Source organism: Paracoccus nototheniae (assembly GCF_004335005.1).
GTDB lineage: Bacteria > Pseudomonadota > Alphaproteobacteria > Rhodobacterales > Rhodobacteraceae > Paracoccus > Paracoccus nototheniae.
This window is the reverse complement of the sequence record NZ_RQRT01000004.1, coordinates 121,496-142,699: the sequence shown is the minus strand read 5'-3', so window position 1 is coordinate 142,699 and position 21,204 is coordinate 121,496. Positions and strand designations below refer to the sequence as shown.

Genomic DNA, 21,204 nt, shown 5'->3' with positions numbered 1-21,204 from the left:
TCTTGATTGCGGCTACACGCCGAGGCCGCGGTTGCGGCCGAAGCTCCAGTCGACGCCGCCGCCGCCGCGCGAGACGCCAGAGACGTGTTGACCGAGCTGGCGATCGAGGGACGGCGACCAGGGCACGAGCTGGAAGCCGAGACCGTCGTCGATCATGGCGAAGCGGCCGGAGGCGAGCGTAAAGCGCTGGCGGTAAGTGCCCGCCACATACTCGCCCGTTCCGGCCTTCGAGAATTGCCGGCCGGTCTCGGCCGCGAGCTTTTCGCCAAGGGCTTCCACCTCGCGCTGGCGCATCTTGTCGATCAGCCCCGGTGAGAAGCTGACGCCGCGGGATTGCCGCTCGGCGAGGCCCTGGCCGACGAGATGTTCGGCGCGGCGGTCCATCGCGTCGCGTACCTCGGCGCCAAAGCCGCCACCGCCGAGCGCCACCGGCTCGCGGGCGATCGCCTGCCGGTCGAGCCAGGTCGCGCCGGTCGCGGTGACCTGGGCGGAAATGTCGAGATCCGAGCGGACGGCAAGCGCGACGCGCCGCTGCCCTCGCGCATCGTCGAACTTGCGCAATTCGACGATCGAGCCCGGCGCGCTGTCGCTGGCTGCATCAAGGTCGGGCAGCTTGATGTGATGGGTCCGCCCGTCGGTGCCATCGACGACGGCATAGGCTGTACCCTTCAGTTCATCGTCGAGACCACGATCAACCAGCCGGCCGACGACGGGATCGTCGAGGCTTTCGCCGGCGAGCACATAGCTCGCCGCGCCGCGCTCGATACCGCGCTCGGTCAGGCCGCGATGAATGCGCTTGATGATATCGCCGCGCTCGCCCAACTCGCGTAGCGTCGCTTCGGCGTTCTCGGATACGACCCATTGGCCGGGTCCGACCTGATCGGCGAGGCCGAGCGTCTCCAGCTTCCGGAGGCGGCCGACCTTCATCGCATGAAATTGGTCGGGCTGGCGGTCGGGGTGCGGCGCGAGATCGACGACGCCGGTGCGATAGCTGTCGCGGGCAAGTTGCCGGTCGAGGTTGGTCCAGCGTTCCGCCCCGATTTGCCGTTCGAGGTTGCGGTGGATCTCGTGATCGGTGCGCGGCCCCAGCTCCTGGGTGACGAGATCCTGAGCGCGGGCGCGCATGCCTTCCTTGATATAGTCGCGGGAGATGACGAGGTCCTGGCCGTCGTCGGTACGGCCCCGCAGGATGATGTGGACGTGCGGGTTGTCGGTGTTCCAGTGATCGACGCCGACCCAGTCGAGCTTCGTGCCGAGGTCCTTTTCCATCTGCCCCATCAGATCGCGGGCGAAGGTCTTGAGGTCGGACATCTCCGTCGCGTCTTCGGGCGAGACGATGAAACGGAAATGATGGCGGTCGTCCTGGGTGCGCTCGGCGAAGGCCTTCGGATCGGCGTCCTCGGTCTCCGGCCCGAACAGCCTGGCCTTCTCCCCGTCCCGGGTGACGCCCTCGCGCCGGAGATAGCTGAGGTGGGCAGAAAGCGGCGCGGCCCGTGCCATGTGGCGAACGACGCGGGTCTTGATCACCGTGTTGCGCGATCGGCTGGTGAGCAGCCGGTTGGCCTGGACGGTCGCGCGCTGGCCGCGCCCGAACCGCGAGCGGTTGCCCGAGCTGATCTTGCCGGAGCGCGAGACGCTGCCGCCGGCGCGCTGGGCCGCCGCCAGCGCCTGGGCGATGAAGGGCCGCGCCTGTTGTGCGCGGGTTGAGCGGATGCGGCCTGGCCGGATGCGGAAATCGTCCTCGCCACTCATGACCGCGATCCCGCACATCGCGCAAAGCCGAGGAAATCCTTGCAGAAATCGCGACAGCGCAGGCTGCGCCGATCAGGTGCACCTCGCGCAGATGCGCCATAAGTCCCTGAAAACACACGACCGCACCAAGCCGCACATCGCGCGCTTTTATCTCGCCATCGTGCGGTTGTGTTGCCTGCTCCTCCTCCCCGGACCGCCATCTGTCCGCCAGAGCCCGCCATTCCCCGATTCGGTGCGAACGCCGTCATCGGGGGCTTCCTGATGCATTGCGAGCCACGAACAGCCCATCGGTGCGTGGCGCAATCGTGTTTGGATCGCGCGCCGGGGCTGGCGTTGTTGCTTCATCCGGCGCGCTTTCACGTTGCTCCGGAGCGACGGTCATGCTGCTTGATGGCTGCACGACGAAGAGCGGCGCACGGGTCCAGGCGAGCGGATCGGCGGCCGCCACCACGACGGGGGAGACCATCTCGCCGCCGCCGACGACGGGTCCGAGCATGGCGACATAGGTGCGCGTTTCAGCGGGCAGCGGACGGCCGGCGAGAGATTCTTCGTAGCGACCGGGACCGGCATTGTAGGCCGCGAGGAAGCCCGGCGAACCGTAGCGGTCGTGCATTTCGCGTAGATACGCCGCGCCCGCCAGGATGTTGTCGCGCGGATCGTAGGGGTTCGCGCCGAGGCCGTGACGGGTACGAAGGCTGGCCCAGGTGGCGGGCATGATTTGCATCAAACCCCGCGCGCCGGCAGACGAGATGGCGCGCGCATCGCCACGGCTTTCGACGCGCATCACGGCGCGAATCCACGCCGCTGGCACGCCGAACCGTTGCGCCGCCTCTGCGATGAACGTTGCATAGGGATCGACGCGTGATGGGCGATCGGCGGGCATCTCCTGTGCAGTGGCGGCAGGCGCGAGCGGCGCGGTGAGAAGCAGGCCGGAAAGGAGAAGGAAGGCTGTGCGTCGGAGGGCGATCCTCCCTCCGACGACAGTTTGCGAGCGAATGACGGGCATCGCTCAGTCCCGCTCGCCACGCTTCGGCGGGCGATTCCAGTGCAGGCCCCAGGCGGATTTGTCATCAGCCGACTGGAAGAGGTTGGCGCGGATCGGATGATCGAAGGTTGGATCGTCGATCTGTAGCGAGACGTAGTCGCCGGCCTTCTCGCCGGTGCGCTTCCAACCCGCGCCGATCTCGGCGCCAGGTTCGTTGTTCATACCGTCGAAGACATGAACGCGGAAATCCGGCGCATTCTCGGCATCGGAGGCCTCGGCCGGAATGATGATGATGTCCTGCTGCAACAAGAGCGTTTGCAAATGGCCGATGAAGCCGGAATCGTCGCGCGTGAATTGACCGATCAGGGACATGATTTTCTCCGTGGCTGTGCGGTGGACAAGGTCATGGGCGTGCCGTCACCGCGTCGGCGCGCGCCAGACGAAGCGGCCATCGCCGTCCTCGTCGGTGTAGAGCGGGGTGGCCCGGCCAATGACCGAGCTGGCGGGGAGCGGACCGAAGTAGCGGCCGTCGAGGCTGTCGCGGACTTCCCAGTTCATCAGGAACAGCTCACCGTCCGCGACCACGCGGCAGCCTTGCCAGATCGGCAATGTTCGGCCGCGACGGTCGTGGTCCAGCGCATCGCCCATCGGCACCGCATCGACCGTGATGGCGAGCCCTGTTCTGCACACGCGCTGCCCGGGAAGCGCCGCGACGTGCTTCATGAGAGGCACGCCGCGCGGCAGATATCCGCCGTCCGAGAGGAAGGTCGCGAGCGGCTCGGGCGCGCGGACTGCGACCAGATCGGTAACATCCAGCCGGCCAGGTGCGCCGATCGCGTACAGGCCGATCGGCGTGCTCGCCGAAGCATTCCAGATCAGCTTCGGCGCGAACGAGGCGATCGACGCGATGCCGAGCAGCGACACGGCTGCCGTCGTGACCAAGGCATAGGCGAGCCGCGTCATGCGCCAATCTCCCGGCGCAGAATGAAGGCGCGGTGCTGCTGCGCATCGTAGGCGCGCGGGGCTTCGCCGACGGTCAGCCGGTTATGGACATGACGCCAGTGATCCGGTGAAACCTCGATCGCATCGATGCCGCGCGCCTCAATCGCATCGATGAGCTGGAGCACGCGCTCGACCTTCGGCCAGCCATCGGCGCGCAGCAGGATGTCGCCACCGGGGCGCACGAATGGCAGGGTCTGACAGTACTCACCGGCATTCACGGCGCGGACGATGTCGAGGCGCGACAGCGCGGTGCCGTAATCGTTGGAAGTCCAGCGAACGAAGGCGAAGACGCTGTTCGGTGCGAACGACACGACGCGCCGGCGGCGGTCGAGGATCTGTTCGGCGGCCTCGCGACCGAACCTGATCCAGAACTCGATCTTCTTCTCAATCCACGTCAGCTCGACATGGGTCAGGGCATCGGCGGCAAGCGCACGCGGCAAGCCGCTGCGCACCGATGCGTCGGCGACGCCGATCATCGTGGATCTCCTTCGCTGTGTGGGAATTCGCGCTCGAACAGGGCGCGCAGCATGTCGGCGACGGTCTGTCCGCGCTGGAAGGCTGCGATCTTGATCCGGCCGCGCATGTCGGCGGTGACGTCGATCGTCAGTCGGGCAGCGAAGTCGGCCGCGGGCTCCGCGCGCGGCGATGGCCGGTCTGGCGCCTTGATCCAGCTTTCCGGGTCCGCCGGCCGAGCGGCGAAGCTGTGTTTCGGGGACCGCTCACTCATACCCGATCCTCGCGACTTCGGCGGCGAGTGCGGCGATCTCCCGCGCGGCAGGCGAGGTATCGTCCTGCTCGGCGGCGAGCCGTCCGGTCTGAACGACATCGGCAAAAGCGATGCGCTGGCCGATGGTTGTCAGGAGCGGCGGCGGGTCATGATCGGCCAGCGTCTCGGCGGTCTCCCGGGCGAGCACTGTACGCGCCGCGCAGCGGTTCAGCACGAACCGGGCTTTCAGGTCAGGGTGGTAGATCCGCGCTTCGTTGAGCAGCGTCAGCATCTCGGCCGACGCCCAGCCGTCGAGCGGCGATGGCTGGACGGGGATCATCACGAGGTCGGCGGCCAGCAGCGCCGAGCGCATTAGCCCGGCGACACGCGGCGGTCCGTCGATGACGACGTGATCGACGTCGCGCGCCAGCTCCGGCGCTTCGCGGTGGAGCGTATCGCGCGCCAGGCCGACGACACCGAACAGCCGTTCCAATCCCTCCCGGCTGCGCTGCTGCGACCAGTCCAGCGCCGAGCCTTGTGGATCGGCGTCGATCAGCGTCACGCGCTTGCCATTGCGCGCCCATTCGCCGGCGAGATGCAGGGCGAGCGTCGTCTTGCCGACGCCGCCCTTCTGATTGAGGAGCGCGACGATCATGACGGTCTCCCGGCGATCGGGGACTCGTCCACAGCGGCGGAAAAACGGGTTTCCGTTAGAAAGATTCCGTAGGAATCTAGGTTAGATAAGTTACGGGGCTCGCAAGACGCTGATTTAGCGCGATGAATCGGCGATTTCGGTCCCCGATAGCACGAGAGTCCGGTCCCCGATGGCACGATAGTGCCGGTCCCTGATAGCACGAGATGATTCACAGCTTATCCCCAGGGCGAGTTGTCGAGCGGCGACGGCGGCGCGGGATGCCGAGAGCGTCGGGATCGGTGGGTACGAAGGACAGGATTTCGGGGCCGCCGACGCATTGCTCGATGGTCAGGCGGTAGCCGGGCAGCGGCTGGCGGCGGACGATGTCCCGCAGGTCGTAGGCGAAGTGCTTTAGCGGCGAGAGGCTGCCGGACTTGGCGTGGAGATGCGGGAAATCGAAGCTCCAGCCGAACTCCTGTTTGCCGCCATGCTTGCGCACGAGGCGATAGAGCCAGCGCTCCAGGCCGCCGGTCAGCCCGAAATAGTTGCGGTCGATGGTCAGCACCAAAGCATCGTCGAGCACCGCGCCGTAGAACCAGTCGGGCAGGATCAGTTCGAGCCCGAGCGGCCGGCCGCGTTGATCGGCGCGCTCCTTCCACTCGTTGATCCAGGAGAAGCGGTGCATCCGCCGCTCGGTCGGCTGGCGGATCGAGGTCGCGATGGTGGTGGATTGAAGCCGGTCGAGCGCGGCCTTCAGCCGGTCGTAATCGCGCAGCGAGACGCCGCGTCCAATGAAGTTCAGGATCTCATAGGGCGTCGTCGCCATGAGGCGAGACGGGCGCAGGCCGACGTCGCGCGCTTCGACGATCTGCGAGGCCGCCCAGATGAGCACGTCAGCGTCCCAGATGGTGGCCATGCCATGCTCGGCGACGGCCTCGACCCTGATGACGACCGAGCCCGCCTTGAAGTCGATCGGCGCAAGGCGCTTCGACTTGGCGAGCGAGAAGAACGGATAGGCCATCAGGTCCTGCGCATCGCGTGGCGCGAGATCGCCGGGGAGCGCTCGGAACAGATCGAGCTGCGCGCGTTCGTCGTGGTGATGCGGGCGGGACGACATGGCCGGACGCCTCAGCGCGGCTGCCGGCCGACGAAGCGGCGGTCCGCAGGCTCTTGCCTCTTGGCGGGCAGCACCGTGCCGCGCGGATCGGATGTCGAGCTGACAAGGCCGCGATCCGCCCAGGTCTGGAGATCGTCGATGGCGTAGACGACTCGGCCGCCGAGCTTCCGGTAGGTCGGGCCGGTGCCGTAGGTGCGGTGCTTCTCAAGCGTGCGCTCGGACAGTCCGAGGAAGCGAGCGGCTTCCTGCGTTCGCAGGTAGCGTGGCGGAATGCCGGCGGTAGTTTCGGCCATTGTCGAGCCTCCGTGGTCTCGTTGGGGGCCGCTGCCGTCAGGCGGCGGTTCGAGAGCACGGTGGCGTGAAGACGGTGGGTCGGACGATGTCGAAGATAGAACGCTAATGTCGACACGCCCCAGCCGGCCGAAGGCAGGCTATGATCGGCGGGGTCGGCGCAGGAGGGAGCGGTAACCGCCTTCGACGAGTTTCACGCCGTCGCGCACGAGCCGGATCGTTGTTTCACGAACCGAGTTTCCGACCCAGGATTGCGCGTCGATCTGGTATCCAAGGAAAAGGGTTTCGCCGATGGCGCGATAGGTCTCACCCGCATAGTGCGCGTCAACCGCTTGGAGCATCCTTCGCATTCGCTGGCGTCGTGGCGTGGTCAGGCGATCGTCGGGTGGGGTTTTCTGCCTCCACATCGTCGACCAGAAACGGTCGATCGCCTGGAGCCGATCCGGCGTGATGTCGTCGAGTATGACGACGACGGCGAGCGGTGCGTGGCCGGCTTCGCCATGAAAAGCCATGTCGAACGTCTCGCCACCGGCGGCGAGACGAAGAGTCCCGTCGGCAGCAAGAGGAGTAGAGGAAATTTGTTCGCTAGTTACCCCTGTGCCAGCGGGCGATGCTGGTGACGGAACGAGGAGAAGTTTGAACGGATCGGCGGTAAGGGTCCAGGAGATAGCCGTAGTCAACGCACTGAGGGCAGGGTCTATAGCGAAAAGATAACCCCCAGCGATCGGATAACGCCTGCGCTTTGTCCGGAGCGAGATGCCCTAAGCGCTGAAGTTCTGAATATTCCCGTCGGTAGTCGTGGTTTCTCCGCAGAAACTCCCACGCGATATCTGGCGCATTCAGGCCATCAATATAGTCATACGCCGATCCAGTTCTCCAACTTCCTTCCTCAGACATGCTTTTTCTCTCCCGTCGCGCCTCTCTGGGGCGAGCAATGCGGAGAGCACGATTCCAAGTTGTCTTTGGCTTGGGAAGTTCGAAGGTGGCGCAACGTGATGCAGCTTCCGCATCACAGTCGGATCAGTGGTAGCTCGACCGGACCAGATGGCGAAAGCCGTTCTCGGTCATCCATTTCGCGCGGGCCAGGTGGGTGGTGTAGACGCGCGCAGCCCGCTGGGCATCTTTGTCAGGGTCGAGGCCGAATATAACGGTCACCGCTTCTTCCCAGCACGCACCGTCGGCCTCGGCATCCAGCAGTCGCAGATAGGTTTTCAGGTGCTCGCGGTCATAGGGCGTGAGCACCGAGCTATCGGGCGGCTGGTCTAGGAAAACTGTCTTGGTCACACCGGTCCCCTGAAGTCATTCTTATCCATTCCGGTGGAATTTGTTAACCGTGTGTCGGGTGCATCGCAGCAAAATCGGCACTGGTGATGGCAACGGCGTACCGAAGGCATGCGGTTAGCAAGGGAGACGCTATCGCTTGTCGATTTTTCCACGAACCACCATCACACCTTCGCCTTGGTCGGTGGTCAGGAGGAGGATGCCGTGGCCTTCAAGCGCCCGACGCACCTGATCGCGCGTGGTCTCATACACCTCGAGCCCGCTTGCGGATTCGAGGCGCTTCAGCGCGGTCAGTGATACCTGGGCCTTGTCAGCGAGCGTCTCCTGATTCCATCCAAGCAACGCGCGTGCGGCCCGCGATTGTCGGGCGGTGATCATGCATGATCACCTCCCACTCGGACATACGCGCACACCAGAACTACGACTATAATAGTCGTTCTTTCGGGCCGATGCTACCTCATACTGCCTTTGCGGGGTGGCCTAGCAGTCAGTGGAACGCAAACTGATTCGGTCGCCCGACAAGCGATCGGCCCCGCCCGGACTGTCCGGGCGGGGCGTCGCGCTGGCCTCACTCGCCGTTGCGGCGGTTCGGGCGGGACCAGATGAGGCTGAAGCCTTCACTTTCCTCGTCGTCGAAGAGGTTGGCGTAGATCGGGGCGTTGAAGCTGGGGTCGTCGAGCTTCAGGCCCAGATAGGCGCGGCCCTCGTTGGAGGTCTTGGACCAGGCGGCGCCGATCTCGGCGCGGCCGACGAAGATGCGGTGGCTGGGGGCGTTCTCGCCGGTGGCGCGGGCATCGGGGACGATGCGGACGTTCTTGGTCTGGAGGCTGAGGGTAACGATTTCGCCGGTGAACTCGTTGTTGCCGGTCTTCTTGAAGGTGCCGATGGTCGCCATGGTAGTTCTCCTTGAACTCTGTTCCGAGCCCGCACCATTGCGGCCTCGATGGCGATCGACAGGCCGGAGGCGATTGACGGCGCACCCCGCAGGGGCCTGACAGCAAAGGAGGGACTTTCTTGTCTCGCGAGGAATGACGGCGCAGCCGGCAGGGGATGAAAGTTTCGACGCCGCTGTTGCGGCATAGGCGATCGAGGCGCAGCCGACCTTCGGCCAGATCAGTCCATTGAAGAGGCCGTGTTGGAGCGGTCGACCTGACAGAGACGCATTACAGGAGAACGTGGCGCCCATCTTCGACCGACATGACCGTGGTCACATCGAGCGATCGCAATGTCACCCGGCAACGTCAAACCAAATGTCCGCCGGCTTCCGCACGGACGCGCGAGATCGCACGCTATCGCCACTCGCAACGCTGGCAGTGCTGTCACCGCGCCGCTTCCAGTACCGCTTTTCGAGAGGATGGCACCCCGGTCTGGGCTAGCCGTGGACCCCAGCTTCAACGCCATGCAAGCGCACCCTACAGACGAGGAGCGCGAGCGAGAGGTAAGCATGAGCTCCTGTCCTGCAGCCGCGGGTGACGATATCAGGCGCGCGCGATGTTTTGCCCGGTCGGCCCGGGCGGGGCCATCGCTGTCACCCGGATCAGCGCCGTGATGCCAACGGCGATTGCGCCGATGACGGAGAAGACGATCTGCCAGGCGTCGGAGGGCATGGTGTGTTTCACGATGCCATGCGTCGCGTGGTAGCCGGCGAGCGCCGCGGGTGCGACGAACGCCAGGGCGATCGCGAGGCGTATCCAGAGCGGACGGATGAAGGCGAGCAGAAACTGACCGAGGCCCAAAGTCAGTGCGGCGGCGGCGAGGCCGACGACGATCGCGCCGAGCCAGCCGGCGCCGGTCTGATAGGCCCATGTCCCGGCGCTGACGCCCGCGAAGAACGGCAGCGCGAAGACAGCCAGCGTGAACAAAAGCCAGCACAGGCCGCCGATCGCGGCGATGCTGGCGAGGATACCGATAAAGATCATGGCGGTGGTCTCCGTGAGATAAAGGTCTGACGGTCGCGCCTCCACCACCACCACGGCGCGATCTAAAGTATAGCGGAAGATGACCGTCGACGGGAGCGGAAATCGGTTCGATTCCCGCGTCCTCGACTGGCGATCGCCCCGATCAGGGGGCGAAGGGATCGATCTCCGCCACGATCTCGGCGTCGCCGTCGAACTCGGTGATGGGCGTGACAGAATGGGTACCGTCGCCTGCCTTGAAGATGATGATCGCGACCATAAGGGTGGTGGCGAGGCTGAAGGCGTAGGCGTGTGCATCGTTGAGGGACATTGTACCGGCTCCTGTCTTGGAGGCGGGGGACCATCCCCGCGTGACAGGCGCCCGATGTGTCCGGCTGAGGGCCGCAATCACCGCGGAGGCGAAGCTGGAGCGGCGGCATGCTCGCATAGCCGACCCTTCACGGGTTGATGGCATCAGGCCTTCGGCTGGACCAAGGATCAGCGAATGGATGCGGGGGTGGTTTTCCGTCGGTCAGAGGGGCAACCAGACAATTGGACATCGATGCATCTGCCGTGTCCGCCAGGCGTCCAACCGGTCGTGATGCCGTCGACATCAACCGCTATATTGCGGCACGAGTAACTGCCTGCGAGGTCGCTACATGACGAAGGTGCCGAAGAAGAGCGATTTCCCCGTTGGTCAGGTGCGCCACTATCTGGAGCCAGGCCCGATCGTGCTGGTGTCATCGAAATGGGAGGGCAAGACCAACATCATGACGCTCGGCTGGCAGACGATCCTGGAATTCTCGCCGTCACTCGTCGGCCTGATGATCTCGGGCGGCAATCACAGTTTTGAGATGATCCGCAACAGCGGCGAATGCGTCATCAACCTGCCGACGACGGCGCTGACCGACACGGTGGTCGGGATCGGCAACACGTCCGGGAGCGAGATCGACAAGTTCGCCCATTTCGCGCTGACGGCCGAAGACGCCACCGAGGTCGATGCGCCGCTGATCGGCGAGTGCCATGCGAGCTTCGAATGCCGGTTGCACGACGGTGCACTGGTTGAGAAGTACAATTTCTTCATTTTCGAGGTGGTGAAGGCGCACGTCGCCTCGTCGCCGAAGCATCCCGAGACGCTGCATTATACCGGTGACGGTGTGTTCATGGTGTCCGGCAAGATCATCAGTCGGCGCTCCCAATTCCGGCCCGAGATGTTGGGATAGTGGATGGCGCTCACGCGCCACCCGTGCCGAACTTCCAGACCGGGATGCCGAGCTTCTTCGCCTTGTCGGCGAGGTTGTCCTGAATGCCGGTGCCAGGGAAGTGCATGACCCCGATCGGCAGGACGTCCAGCATCTGATCGTTGCGCTTGAACGGCGCGGCCTTGGCGTGTTTGGTCCAGTCTGGCGCAAATCCGACCTGCGGGACCTTGCGATGGTCGGCCCAGCTGGAGGCGATCTTTTCTGCGCCCTTCGGCGATTTTCCGTGGATCAGCACCATGTCGGGGTGCTTCGCGTGGACCTGATCGAGTTTGGCCCAGATCAGCGTGTGATCGTTGAAGTCGAGCCCGCCGGTGATGGCGATCTTCGGTCCTACCGGGAGCAGCACCTCGTTGTCGGCGCGCCTCTTCGCGGCGAGGAAGTCGCGGCTGTCGATCATCGCCGAGGTCAGGTTGCGATGGTTGACCATCGATCCGCTGCGAGGACGCCAGGGTGAGCGCGTGTGCCGTTCGTAGTGCTCGGCGGCCTGGTCGCGCATCAGCTCGAAGGCGTTGCGGCGCTCGATCATCGTCTGGCCTTCGGCCGTCAGGCGTTCCAGCTCGACCGCCTTCACTTCGGAGCCGTCCTGTTCGCGCTGCCCGCGGCGCTGCGCCTGCTCGTTGTCGTCCAGCTCGCGTTCGATCCGGTCGGTGGCGCGGTGGAAGACGTTGACCGTCGACCAGAGGAGATCGTCGAGGTCGGGCTCGAGGCGAGTGTCCTCCAGGGTGACGATCAGGGCGTCGAAGATATCGGCGATCGCACCTGCGACGTGGTTGCCTTCGGGAAGCGGCCTTCCATCGGGTTCATCCGCAAAGGGACGGTAGCCATAAAGCTGAAGCTCATTGAGGACGTGGTCGGTGGGGGATGATTCGTGGTGCGGCTCGTAGCTGTCGTCGTGCTCGCTCATCGGGATGCTCTTTCATCGGCGTGACCGCGACCCTCGCGGCCTTCTGGCGACGAAAGCCGGCGGGCGGACCGGACCTGCACCCGGAGCGGAGCGAGAGGGCCGGAGCGCAGCGGAGGACGGCGAAGGCCGGCTATTTTGTTTCGCGATGGAAAGGCCCGACGGGCCGCCGGAAAATAGTCGGGCGCCGACGTTGTTGGTCCGGGCCGTTTGCTGGCCGATCGCCCTCTCGAAGGCCGGGTTGCGGCTCTCCTCGACCCTTGGGAGCATCCGAGCGAGTGCTAAGCGACGGCGTTGCCGTCACCATCACTCCTGCCGGCTATGCCGCCAGTGCCATGAAGCGCGCGACATCCTGCGGTGCGATCTGCACCCGCGCCGCTGCCCGCAGGCTTTCCATTCCCAGGCTGCGGAGATCCTCGTTGAAGTCGCCCAGTCTCGGAGACACGACGATCGCCTCGATCCCGGCCGCGCTCGCCCGTTCGATCAACATCGCCATCGCTCCATCGCCCGCCGGATCGTTGTCGCGCGCGATATAGAGCCTGCGCAGCGTCTCGGGGAACTCGATGGCGGAGAGGTGTGCTGCCGAGAGCGCCGCCGCCATCGCCATGTCGGGCAGCACGCATCGCAGCGACAGCACCGTCTCGATGCCTTCGCCGGCCGCCATCACCTCGCCCGGTACACCGAAGCGGACCGCGTGCCCGAGCAGATCGCCCATCGCCCGTCGCGGGGTGTCGATCGGCGCCTTGTCCGAGCCGTCGGGAGCAAGCCAGGTGCGATGTGCGCCGGTGATCCGGCCAGCCAGATCGGTGACGGAGGCGATCATCGCCGGCCAGGTCTCGGTCGGGGAATGTTCGTCCGGGCGGTAATAGCAACGCGGGTGGAATCGCAGCGATCCGGTTCCGTGCAAAGCCGTAATCGCACGTTCCCGCAGATACGCTTCCACGACAGTGCCCAAAATCGGCTGCGACATGCCGACGAGCCGCCGCGCCGCTTCCGGCGATCCGGTTGGCGCTGGTGGTTTGCGCTCGCCACCATGCGGGTGGTCAGGTTCGGGATGTGGCATCGACAGGAATGTGCGCGCCTCGTCAGTGACGTCCTTGAAGTCGATCAGGCCGCAGCTCTCGCGGATGACGTCGAGGAGATCGCCATGTTCGCCGGAGGCGGCGTCGGTCCATTTGCCGGCCGCACCCTTGCCGGTGTCGCCGCCCTTCAGCCGCACGAACATCGAGCGCCCCGGCGTGTTGCGAACATCGCCGACCAGCCAATAACGGCCCTCGCGACGTCCGGCCGAGAGGTAATGACGGCAGACCGCCTCGGCCTGCCGGCCGAGATGTTGCGCCAGTTCGGAAGCATCATGACGCGCCATCACGCTGCCTCCCGCTCGCCGATGCGCTCGACCGGGAAGCGTTCCAGCACCTTGGTGAGGATCGCCGGGCCAGCGGCGTCGGTCGGCACGAAGAAGCGCAGCTTCCACGAGATGATCTCGCTGAACAGGCCATAGGCGCGCAGGCGATCACGCATCGCGTCGGTGAAGCCCGACAACTCTATGCGGTTGGCGCCCATGACGCGGACGCGGCGAAGCTGCATGCCCTCGGCGAGGTCGAGGATGGTGCGGCCGTCGATCAACGCCGTGAACGCGTCGTCTGGGGTCAACGTGCTCGCTCCCGTCGCCAGTGCGCCCGCGACCCAGGCCGGCGAGACGCGGCGGCCGATGATGCGCTCGCCCGCATCGGTCTGGAGCCGATAGACCCGCGTTGACTCGTTCGGCAGTCGCTTCCAGATCGGTAGGAGAAGCCCGGCGACGATGTGGATCGTGCTGTCGGCGAACTCCGGCACCTCGGCAATCTCGGCGGTCCAGGCCTCCGCGAAGCTGTTCCGATCGGCTTCCTCCCAAAGGCTTTCGTCCATCGAGCGGAGGGTGGCGTGATGCTGTTCCATCGGCCGGATCAGCGCCACGCGCCGTTCGACCTCGCCATCGTCGAGCATGATGGACGATGCCGGAACCTGTACGGCTGCGCGACCGGAGCGGCCGTTGACCAGGAGCTTCGCGTGGCGGTCTGCGAGAAGATCGAACGCACCGTCCAGCGTAGTCGGCCGGTTGCGTTCGCGCCGGGTGATCGTGAGCAACTGCGTCTCGGCGCCGGCGCCCGGATGGACGTGGATGGTGCGGCGGTCGGTGACGACGAAGCTCTCGGCCTGGAGCGTCTCCAGCCCGAGGTCATAGACGCCGCTGGCGATCGCGCCCTCGATCTTGGCGTTGAGGAGCTGCTCGAACGCCATGAACAGGATGCCCTGCAATCCGATGGTCAGCGCCAGCAGCCGGTTGAGGAAGGTGGTGATCGGCGGCAACTCGTCCTTGATGCCGTTGTCGTCCATCAACTTGAGGCCGGTGGCGTCCTCGAACATCTGCAGCGAGCACCCCTCGACCTTGCCGCGGACCAGCAGCAGGTAAAGCTGGCGCAGCGCGTCGCGCGCATAGTGCGATTCCAGATTGTCCTCGGGCCGGAACAGGCCTTGGCCGCCGGTCTGGCGCTGGCCGCGTGTGATCGCGCCCAGCGTGTCGAGCCGACGGGCGATCGTCGACAGGAAGCGCTTCTCCGCCTTCACATTGGTGGCGATCGGCCTAAACAATGGCGGTTGCGCCTGGTTGGTGCGGTTGGTGCGGCCGAGCCCCTGGATCGCGGCGTCGGCCTTCCAGCCCGGTTCGAGCAGGTAATGGACGCGCAGCCGCTGGTTCCGCACCGACAGGTCGGCGTGATAGCTGCGGCCCGTGCCGCCAGCATCCGAGAAGATGAGAATGCGCTTTTGATCGTCCATGAAGGAGGAGGTCTCCGCCAGATTGGCGGAGGCGGCGCGGTTCTCGACGGCGAGGCGCTCGCCTTTCCTGACAATCCGGCGGGACCGGCCGGTGACTTCCGCGACGATGTCGGTGCCGAAGCGCTGGACTATCTGGTCGAGTGCGCCGGGCACCGGCGGCAGACTGGCGAGCGTCTCGATCAGGCCATCACGGCGTGCGACGGCCTCGCGGCTCTCGACGGGCTGTCTATCGCGATAGACCGGGCGCGACGACAAATTGCCCTCGCTGTCGGTGAACGGCTCATAGAGCTGCACCGGGAAGGAATGGGCGAGGTAGTCGAGAACATATTCCCTCGGCGTGATGTCGACGCGGACGTCGTTCCATTCCTCGGTCGGGATCTCGGCCAGGCGGCGTTGCATCAGCGCCTCGCCAGTTGAGACGATCTGGATGACGGCGGCGTGGCCATCGGCCAGGTCCTGATCGATCGAACGGATCAGGGTCGGCGTCTTCATGCTGGTGAGGAGATGGCCGAAGAAGCGCTGCTTGGCGCTCTCGAAGGCCGAGCGGGCGGCGGATTTGGCCTGACGGTTCAGCGTCCCGGTATCGCCGGTGATGTTGGCCGCCTGCATCGCGGCGTCGAGATTGTTGTGAATGATCGAAAACGCGCCGGCATAGGCATCGTAGATGCGTGTCTGCTCGGGGGTGAGCTGGTGCTCCACCAGTTCATATTCGACGCCATCATAGGAGAGCGAGCGAGAGGTGTAGAGGCCGAGTGAGCGGAGATCGCGGGCCAGCACTTCCATCGCCGCGACGCCGCCGTCCTCGATTGCCTCAACGAACTCAGCCCGTGTGGCGAAGGGGAAATCCTCGCCGCCCCAGAGGCCGAGCCGCTGCGCATAAGCGAGATTGTGGACCGTGGTGGCCCCGGTTGCCGAAACGTAGACGATACGCGCATTCGGCAGGGCGTGCTGGAGCCGCAAGCCTGCACGGCCCTGTTGCGAGGCGGCGACATCGCCGCGTTCGCCCTTGCCGCCAGCGGCGTTCTGCATGGCGTGGCTCTCGTCGAAGATGATCACTCCATCGAAGTCGGAGCCTAACCATTCAACGATCTGCTTGACGCGCGAAAGCTTCTCGCCGCGATCGTCGGACCGTAGCGTGGCATAGGTGGTGAATAGGACGCCTTGGCCGAGGGTGATCGGCTTGCCCTGCGGGAAGCGCGACAGTGGCGTCACCAGCAAGCGTTCCATGCCGAGCGCCGACCAATCGCGCTGCGCATCCTCGAGCAGCTTGTCGGATTTGGAGATCCAGACCGCCTTGCGGCGTCCGCGCATCCAGTTGTCGAGGATGATGCCGGCCGACTGGCGGCCTTTGCCGGCGCCGGTGCCGTCGCCGAGCATGAAGCCACGGCGAAAGCGGACGGCGTTCTGGGCATCGTCGGGCGCTGCCGAGACGAGATCGAAGGTCTCGTCCACGGTCCAGGCCCCGGCGAGGAATTCGCCATTGGCCTCGCCGGCATAGATCACGGTTTCGAGCTGGGCGTCCGACAGGATGCCGTCGATGACGATGCTGGCGGGGAGCGTCGGCCGATAGCTCGGCTTCGGCGGTGCGACCGAGGCCATGGCTGCCGACTGGACCAGCTTGGTCGGGTGCGCCTGAGCGCCGGGAATACGGATCGCCTGAAGCCCGTATTCCTCATAAATGGCATCGGTCAGCCGGCCGCCTTCGGGCGGGGTCCAGTCGACGGTCTCATAGGCGAGTTCGATGCCTTCGGGTTCGGCGATGGTGCGGGCCGGCGACGACGCGGCGCGAGCGAGATAGCCGTGCACGGTCCGAGGCGCCGAAGCCGCAGATACCGTCTGCGGCAGTGTGACTGGCAGGCGCGGCGGGACCTGGGCTTCGATCCAACGGAGCAGTGTCACGACATCGGGTGCAATGCCGGCCGACGGCGGAAACGCAGTGGGGTCTTCGGCGGGCACCTTGTCGATGACTGTCAGTCGGGTCTCGATGGTCGTGCCATGCTTGGCATAGACCGCACCGTCGATCGCCGCCGTGAACACGACACGTCCGCGCTCCTGCAGCCGCGTAAAAGCATCGCGCCAAGCCGGTGGCTCCGGTGCGAAGTTTGCGCCCGTGATCGTCACAAGCCGTCCGCCATCGGCCAGACGCGCCAGCGCCGAGGCGACATGGCGATAGGCGGCGTCGGCCATGCGGCCGGAGACATTCGCCATCACCGAGAAGGGCGGGTTCATCAACACGACGCTCGGCACGGCGGTTGGATCGAGATGATCATCGATCTGGGCGGCGTCGAACCGCGTGACGGGGATGGCCGGAAAGAGGGAGGACAGAAGCGCTGCGCGGGTGTCAGTCAGCTCGTTGAGCATCAGCGTAGCACCGGCGGCTTCAGCCAGGATGGCGAGCAGCCCGGTTCCGGCCGAGGGGTCCAGCACACGGTCGTCAGGTGTGATGGCGGCGGCAGCGAGCGCAGCGAGGCCGAGCGGCACCGGCGTCGAGAACTGCTGGAAGGCCTGCGTCTCCTCCGAGCGGCGTGTATGCGTCGGCATCAGGCCGGCGATCTTGGTCAGCATGGGCAGACTGGCGGCCGGAGACCCGGACTTGCGGAAAACCGCTTTTCCGTATTTGCGCAGAAACAGCACCGTCGCCGCTTCGCAGGCCTCGTAGGCCGTCTTCCAGTCCCAGGCGCCCGACGTGTCGGAAGCGCCGAATGCTGCCTCCATCGCGCCGCGCAAGGTCGCGGCATCGACGGGCTGGCCCCGCTCAAGATGCGGAAGAAGATGGTGGGCTGCGGCGAGAATCCCGGCCGGCGCCGGACTTGCGGCAAGCGGAGACGACGCGGCCAGAACGGCTGCGGATGAGGAAGCGATGGTCATGGAGGGCACCTCGGGAGAGCGGAAACGGACGAGCCGGCAGGCGCTCTCTCTCGACCGCACCGGCTCGAACCCGTCCCGGCCAACCTCTCGCTCTGGCGCGCGCTATGACCTTTTGACCGCTTCGTCTTCCGGGGTCGGCCGCGCGCCGCTACACTTCGTCATCCAACAGATGGCGGGCAGCGGCCTCGACAATCGAGGGCGCGTGACCGCTTCACCAGCGAGGTCAAGGGAGAGACGGAGATGAAGGGAAGCGCGATTGGCATGGTGGCGGCGGGATGCCTGGTGCTGGGGTTCGGCGCGGGGTTCGTGGCGCGACCCATGATTTCTCCGGGCGGCGCGTCTGCCGCGGCCGTCGCCGGTGTCGCGCAGCCGAGCGAGGAAGAAGCCATCGCCGCCCTCCGCCGCCACCGGCTCTTCACGGGAACCTCGCTCGCCAATGCGACGCTGAAGCTTGGCGATTGTTCTCCCGGCGGCGTCGGACCGGGCGTGACGTGCATGACGCAGCTCACGATGGACACGACCAGGGCCAACGCCACACCGCAGAACCGGCCGATCGGCTTCGCACGCGTGAACGGTCAGTGGGAGGTGGCGGTCTGGTAGCGCATCAATCTGTGATGCCGGGACCGCCATTCGGAGGCGTGTAAGCCTCGTCACGCGCATGGTCCGGGATGCTCATGACGCACCTCCCGCAGCGAGGCGATCGGCAAGCCAGCGGCCGCTGCTCATCCATGCGACGGTCTGCCCGGTCGTCAGGTCGAGGACATGGGCGCCGCCGGAGAAACCGTCGATGTGCGGCTCGGAGGCGACGCCGGCCCATTGGAAGCCCCAGCGTCCGGCGAGGCCAAAGGTCTCGGCGCAGCGTGTCACGAAGGTGACGAGGAGCTGGGGGTCGGCGGTGCCCGGATCACGCATCCACAGGCGCGTGGGGCCATGTTCCGGTTCGATCGAAAGCAGGAACGGCTCGGCCGGAGGGTCTTCTGTGGCGTTCTGCACCATTAGGTCATTGTAGATGTCGAGCGCGCGCGCGGCGTTCTCGACCGTGCCCACGTCCAGCAGGCAAGAGAAGCGTGTGAAATACTCCGCCATGGCGGTCTCCTGAAACAAAAAGAGCCCGGCGCGGGGCCGGGCTCGAGGTGGAATGATGGTGTGGGTTCGGCTCAGTAGCCGAACTGCCAGGACGGCCATGGCTGGCCGTCGTCGGAGGCGCGCAACGCCTCGTCGAGATAGCTGGCGTCGCCCTCGACGACGGTGGGGTCGCGCACGAGCGTTTCGTCGATCACCGTCACTTGGGCGACGAGGCCGTCTTCGACCTCGACGTGAACGGGAACGAGATATTGGAAGACGACGCGGCGCGGCGCGTCGGTGTCGGGTGTGTCCATCGGAGGATTCCTTGAGAAAAGGCGGGGAGCGATCGGCGTCGCTCCCCGCCAACGGGCCTATTCGGCAGCGATGAGGTCGGACGCGTCCTCGTCGGTCTCGACCGCCTCGTCATCGTCACCGGCGAGGAAGTCCGGCAGAGCCTCGGCGTCACCGGCATCAGGCTGATCGGCGACATCGGCGAGGCGCAGCGGTTCGGGCAGCCAGCCGCAGTCGGCCAGCAGCCGTTCGGCCTCCTTGGCCATATCGCCTTTCTTCAGATGGTCGATGAGCTGGGCGGCCTGTTCGCCCTTCGCCTCGCGGACGGCTTCGAGGATACGCGGCTTGGTCACGCGATTGAGGTAGTTGCCAAACGTCGGACGCCAGCCAGCCTCCACCATGTCGAGACCGGTCGCGCGCGTCAGGCGGTCAGCCTGGGCCAGCCGCATATCGAGCGTATGCTGGGACACGCCGCTGGAGCTGTGCGGGTTAGGCCGCTCGTAGAGCGCGTTGACGCCGTAGCTGATGCAGTGCGCCAGCAGCGCCATGCGACTGGTGTCGTCGAGGCCCGCCAGCCAATCCCAAAGTGCGTCGTCGTCTTTCGGGATGTCGGCGGCCCAGGCGTCGTGCCGCTCCTGCACCGCCCGCACCGAGGGGCTGTCCTTCAGTTCTTCGTCCTGAACGGGGAAGTAGATGTGCTTCACCCCCGCTTCCATGGCGCCGTTATACATGCGGGTCATGAACCGGTCCGAGACGAGCTTGTGCAGTAGCGCCGTCATGGCGACGTGCGGGTTGTTCGCGACGGCATCACGTAGTGCGAGCGTGCGGTAGGCGGTCAGCTCGATGAGCAGGCGTTCGGGCAGAGGCTTGATGGCGTCGTCTTCGTCGTCATCTTCCGGCTCGGTGGGCTGCCCGCCGATGGTGATGACGGCGCGCTGCACCGTCTGGCCGGTGGGTTCGCGCGATGCGCTATCGGTCTCCGACCCGGTGTCACCTTCGCCGTCGACCGGAACGACCGGAACGTCCTCGGGGCGCACAAAGCCGCGATCGGCCGTGAGCGTGCCGTCGGCGTCGATGCTGACGAACACGCCGGCGATGGCGATATCGGCCGGCTCGTAGTGGACCGGACGATCCTCGAAGCTCGCAAGCGCGGCCTCGATCTCGCCGAGGCGCTGATCAACCTCGTCCGGCAGCTCGTCGGCGTCCTGATACTCGGCTTCCAGCTTCGCCATCTCGGCATTCAACGCGTCGATGGTCGCCTGCTCTTCGGCCGAGAGGTCCAGCGCCGTGCCGGTGATCTCCTGCAGGCCGCGTGCCGCGTCATACGGGAAGCTCACGGCCACCTCGATCCACTTCCAGCCTTCGGCGGCGATCGTCTCGGCTTCGGCCTTCAGCTTGTCGCCAACGAGGCGGTCGAGAAGGCCTACGTCCTGCAACCAGCCGCCATCGTCGGACTGGAACAGGTCGCGCATGACGATGCCGCCCGCCGCCTCATAGGCCTCGATGCCGACGAAGACGGCACGCTTGTCGGAAGCGCGCACCGTCGTCTCGGTCAGCATACGCCGGATCTGATAGGGCTCCTTGGACCAAGCGTCCTTGATCGCGTCCCAGACCTGCTGCTGGCGCGCATGGTCTTCGGAGACCGTGAACGCCATGAGCTGCTCCAGCGTCATGCCATCCTCGGCATAGACGTCGAGGAGCGTTTGCGAGACCGACGCAAGGCGCAGCCGCTGTTTCACCACATTCACCGGCACGAAGAACGCAGCGGCGATTTCCTCCTCGGTCATGCCCTTGCCGCGCATGTCCTGAAAGGCGCGATACTGATCGAGCGGATGAAGCGGAGCGCGCTCGATATTCTCCGCCAGCGAGACTTCCTCGGCGAGGATCTCACTGTCGCGGTTCCGCACCACGCAGGGCACGGGCGCGATCTTGGCGAGGCGCTTCTGCTTCACTAGAAGTTCGAGGGCGCGGAAGCGCCGGCCACCGGCGGGGACCTCGAACATGCCGGTCTCGACGCCCTCGGCGTCAACGACGGGCTGGACGCTGAGGCTCTGGATCAGGCCGCGACGGGCGATCGAGGCGGCCAGTTCCTCGATCGAGACGCCGGCCTTCACGCGCCGGACGTTGGACTGGGACAGAACCAGCTTGTTGAAAGGGATGTCGCGCGAGGACGACAGGGTGATCTTCTGAACGGCAGTAGCCATCGGGGTAGTCTCCGCGACGGGCGCCGAGAGACTCTCTCTCAGCCCTAAACCCGTCACGAAGCGAAGCGCCGCCCTCTTCCTCTAAAGGGGGCAGCGCCAGGCAACGGAATTGGGACACGCGGAAGCGCAAAGC

At 65.8% G+C, this 21,204-nt stretch carries 24 protein-coding genes; 2 read left to right on the top strand and 22 right to left on the bottom strand.

What is annotated here, in order from left to right:
* Window positions 1-12 precede the first annotated feature (12 nt).
* The 16 genes from EG885_RS03695 to EG885_RS22630 all read right to left on the bottom strand — a co-directional run bounded on the left by EG885_RS03695 (window position 13) and on the right by EG885_RS22630 (window position 9,994).
* Entirely contained in the window at window positions 13-1,752 is a 1,740-nt protein-coding gene (locus EG885_RS03695) for a relaxase/mobilization nuclease domain-containing protein (protein ID WP_131573120.1), read from the bottom strand.
* 244 nt (window positions 1,753-1,996) lie between these two features.
* Window positions 1,997-2,758 (bottom strand): lytic transglycosylase domain-containing protein, encoded by a 762-nt coding sequence (locus EG885_RS03690; RefSeq protein WP_131573119.1) that lies wholly within the window; start codon window positions 2,756-2,758, stop codon window positions 1,997-1,999.
* 3 nt (window positions 2,759-2,761) lie between these two features.
* Complete coding sequence (locus EG885_RS03685; RefSeq protein WP_131573118.1) at window positions 2,762-3,109, bottom strand: DUF736 domain-containing protein; 348 nt, start codon at window positions 3,107-3,109, stop codon at window positions 2,762-2,764.
* Between the two features lie 45 nt (window positions 3,110-3,154).
* Window positions 3,155-3,700, bottom strand: a complete 546-nt coding sequence (locus EG885_RS03680; protein ID WP_131573117.1) for a S26 family signal peptidase — start codon at window positions 3,698-3,700, stop codon at window positions 3,155-3,157.
* On the bottom strand, window positions 3,697-4,215 hold the full coding sequence (locus EG885_RS03675) for a DUF2840 domain-containing protein (protein WP_131573116.1): 519 nt from the start codon (window positions 4,213-4,215) through the stop codon (window positions 3,697-3,699). Before EG885_RS03675 ends, EG885_RS03680 begins: the two co-directional genes overlap by 4 nt.
* On the bottom strand, window positions 4,212-4,466 hold the full coding sequence (locus tag EG885_RS03670) for a hypothetical protein (protein WP_068074304.1): 255 nt from the start codon (window positions 4,464-4,466) through the stop codon (window positions 4,212-4,214). The genes EG885_RS03675 and EG885_RS03670 overlap by 4 nt, the downstream gene beginning before the upstream one ends.
* The gene (gene parA, locus EG885_RS03665) at window positions 4,459-5,100 is read right to left on the bottom strand and encodes a ParA family partition ATPase (RefSeq protein WP_131573115.1); all 642 of its coding nucleotides are present in this window, start codon (window positions 5,098-5,100) and stop codon (window positions 4,459-4,461) included. The genes EG885_RS03670 and parA overlap by 8 nt, the downstream gene beginning before the upstream one ends.
* A gap of 208 nt (window positions 5,101-5,308) precedes the next feature.
* Window positions 5,309-6,196, bottom strand: a complete 888-nt coding sequence (locus EG885_RS03660) for a replication initiator protein A (RefSeq protein ID WP_131573114.1) — start codon at window positions 6,194-6,196, stop codon at window positions 5,309-5,311.
* Between the two features lie 11 nt (window positions 6,197-6,207).
* The gene (locus tag EG885_RS03655; protein WP_131573113.1) at window positions 6,208-6,489 is read right to left on the bottom strand and encodes a helix-turn-helix transcriptional regulator; all 282 of its coding nucleotides are present in this window, start codon (window positions 6,487-6,489) and stop codon (window positions 6,208-6,210) included.
* 138 nt (window positions 6,490-6,627) lie between these two features.
* Window positions 6,628-6,999 (bottom strand): DUF2285 domain-containing protein, encoded by a 372-nt coding sequence (locus tag EG885_RS03650; protein WP_131573112.1) that lies wholly within the window; start codon window positions 6,997-6,999, stop codon window positions 6,628-6,630.
* A 73-nt stretch (window positions 7,000-7,072) separates the two neighbouring features.
* Window positions 7,073-7,384, bottom strand: coding sequence for a transcriptional regulator domain-containing protein (locus EG885_RS23540; RefSeq protein WP_223262840.1), 312 nt, complete (start codon window positions 7,382-7,384; stop codon window positions 7,073-7,075).
* Window positions 7,385-7,507: 123 nt separating this feature from the next.
* A complete protein-coding gene (locus EG885_RS03645) occupies window positions 7,508-7,771 on the bottom strand; it encodes a DNA -binding domain-containing protein (RefSeq protein ID WP_165571026.1) in 264 nt (87 codons plus the stop codon).
* 129 nt (window positions 7,772-7,900) lie between these two features.
* Window positions 7,901-8,146, bottom strand: coding sequence for a helix-turn-helix domain-containing protein (locus EG885_RS03640; RefSeq protein ID WP_008830084.1), 246 nt, complete (start codon window positions 8,144-8,146; stop codon window positions 7,901-7,903).
* A gap of 190 nt (window positions 8,147-8,336) precedes the next feature.
* On the bottom strand, window positions 8,337-8,663 hold the full coding sequence (locus tag EG885_RS03635; protein WP_104952801.1) for a DUF736 domain-containing protein: 327 nt from the start codon (window positions 8,661-8,663) through the stop codon (window positions 8,337-8,339).
* A 583-nt stretch (window positions 8,664-9,246) separates the two neighbouring features.
* On the bottom strand, window positions 9,247-9,687 hold the full coding sequence (locus EG885_RS03630; protein ID WP_131573111.1) for a hypothetical protein: 441 nt from the start codon (window positions 9,685-9,687) through the stop codon (window positions 9,247-9,249).
* Between the two features lie 142 nt (window positions 9,688-9,829).
* Window positions 9,830-9,994 carry a hypothetical protein gene (locus tag EG885_RS22630; RefSeq protein ID WP_165571025.1) on the bottom strand — a complete coding sequence of 55 codons (165 nt, stop codon included), beginning with the start codon at window positions 9,992-9,994 and terminating at the stop codon, window positions 9,830-9,832.
* A 328-nt stretch (window positions 9,995-10,322) separates the two neighbouring features.
* Here EG885_RS22630 and EG885_RS03625 point away from each other — a divergent pair, with 328 nt between their 5' ends.
* A complete protein-coding gene (locus tag EG885_RS03625; protein ID WP_131573110.1) occupies window positions 10,323-10,886 on the top strand; it encodes a flavin reductase family protein in 564 nt (187 codons plus the stop codon).
* A 10-nt stretch (window positions 10,887-10,896) separates the two neighbouring features.
* Here EG885_RS03625 and EG885_RS03620 read toward each other — a convergent pair whose 3' ends face one another.
* The 3 genes from EG885_RS03620 to EG885_RS03610 all read right to left on the bottom strand — a co-directional run bounded on the left by EG885_RS03620 (window position 10,897) and on the right by EG885_RS03610 (window position 17,511).
* A complete protein-coding gene (locus tag EG885_RS03620; protein ID WP_131573109.1) occupies window positions 10,897-11,829 on the bottom strand; it encodes a DUF2493 domain-containing protein in 933 nt (310 codons plus the stop codon).
* Window positions 11,830-12,145: 316 nt separating this feature from the next.
* On the bottom strand, window positions 12,146-13,192 hold the full coding sequence (locus EG885_RS03615) for a DUF7146 domain-containing protein (protein ID WP_131573108.1): 1,047 nt from the start codon (window positions 13,190-13,192) through the stop codon (window positions 12,146-12,148).
* A complete protein-coding gene (locus EG885_RS03610; RefSeq protein ID WP_131573107.1) occupies window positions 13,192-17,511 on the bottom strand; it encodes a strawberry notch family protein in 4,320 nt (1,439 codons plus the stop codon). Before EG885_RS03610 ends, EG885_RS03615 begins: the two co-directional genes overlap by 1 nt.
* Window positions 17,512-17,751: 240 nt before the next feature.
* Here EG885_RS03610 and EG885_RS03605 point away from each other — a divergent pair, with 240 nt between their 5' ends.
* Entirely contained in the window at window positions 17,752-18,111 is a 360-nt protein-coding gene (locus tag EG885_RS03605) for a hypothetical protein (protein WP_207392191.1), read from the top strand.
* 72 nt (window positions 18,112-18,183) lie between these two features.
* Here EG885_RS03605 and EG885_RS03600 read toward each other — a convergent pair whose 3' ends face one another.
* From EG885_RS03600 to EG885_RS03590, 3 genes are all read right to left on the bottom strand, one after another.
* The gene (locus tag EG885_RS03600; protein ID WP_131573106.1) at window positions 18,184-18,597 is read right to left on the bottom strand and encodes a hypothetical protein; all 414 of its coding nucleotides are present in this window, start codon (window positions 18,595-18,597) and stop codon (window positions 18,184-18,186) included.
* Between the two features lie 71 nt (window positions 18,598-18,668).
* Window positions 18,669-18,890 (bottom strand): hypothetical protein, encoded by a 222-nt coding sequence (locus tag EG885_RS03595; protein WP_131573105.1) that lies wholly within the window; start codon window positions 18,888-18,890, stop codon window positions 18,669-18,671.
* A 57-nt stretch (window positions 18,891-18,947) separates the two neighbouring features.
* Complete coding sequence (locus tag EG885_RS03590; protein WP_131573104.1) at window positions 18,948-21,071, bottom strand: ParB/RepB/Spo0J family partition protein; 2,124 nt, start codon at window positions 21,069-21,071, stop codon at window positions 18,948-18,950.
* Window positions 21,072-21,204 lie beyond the last annotated feature (133 nt).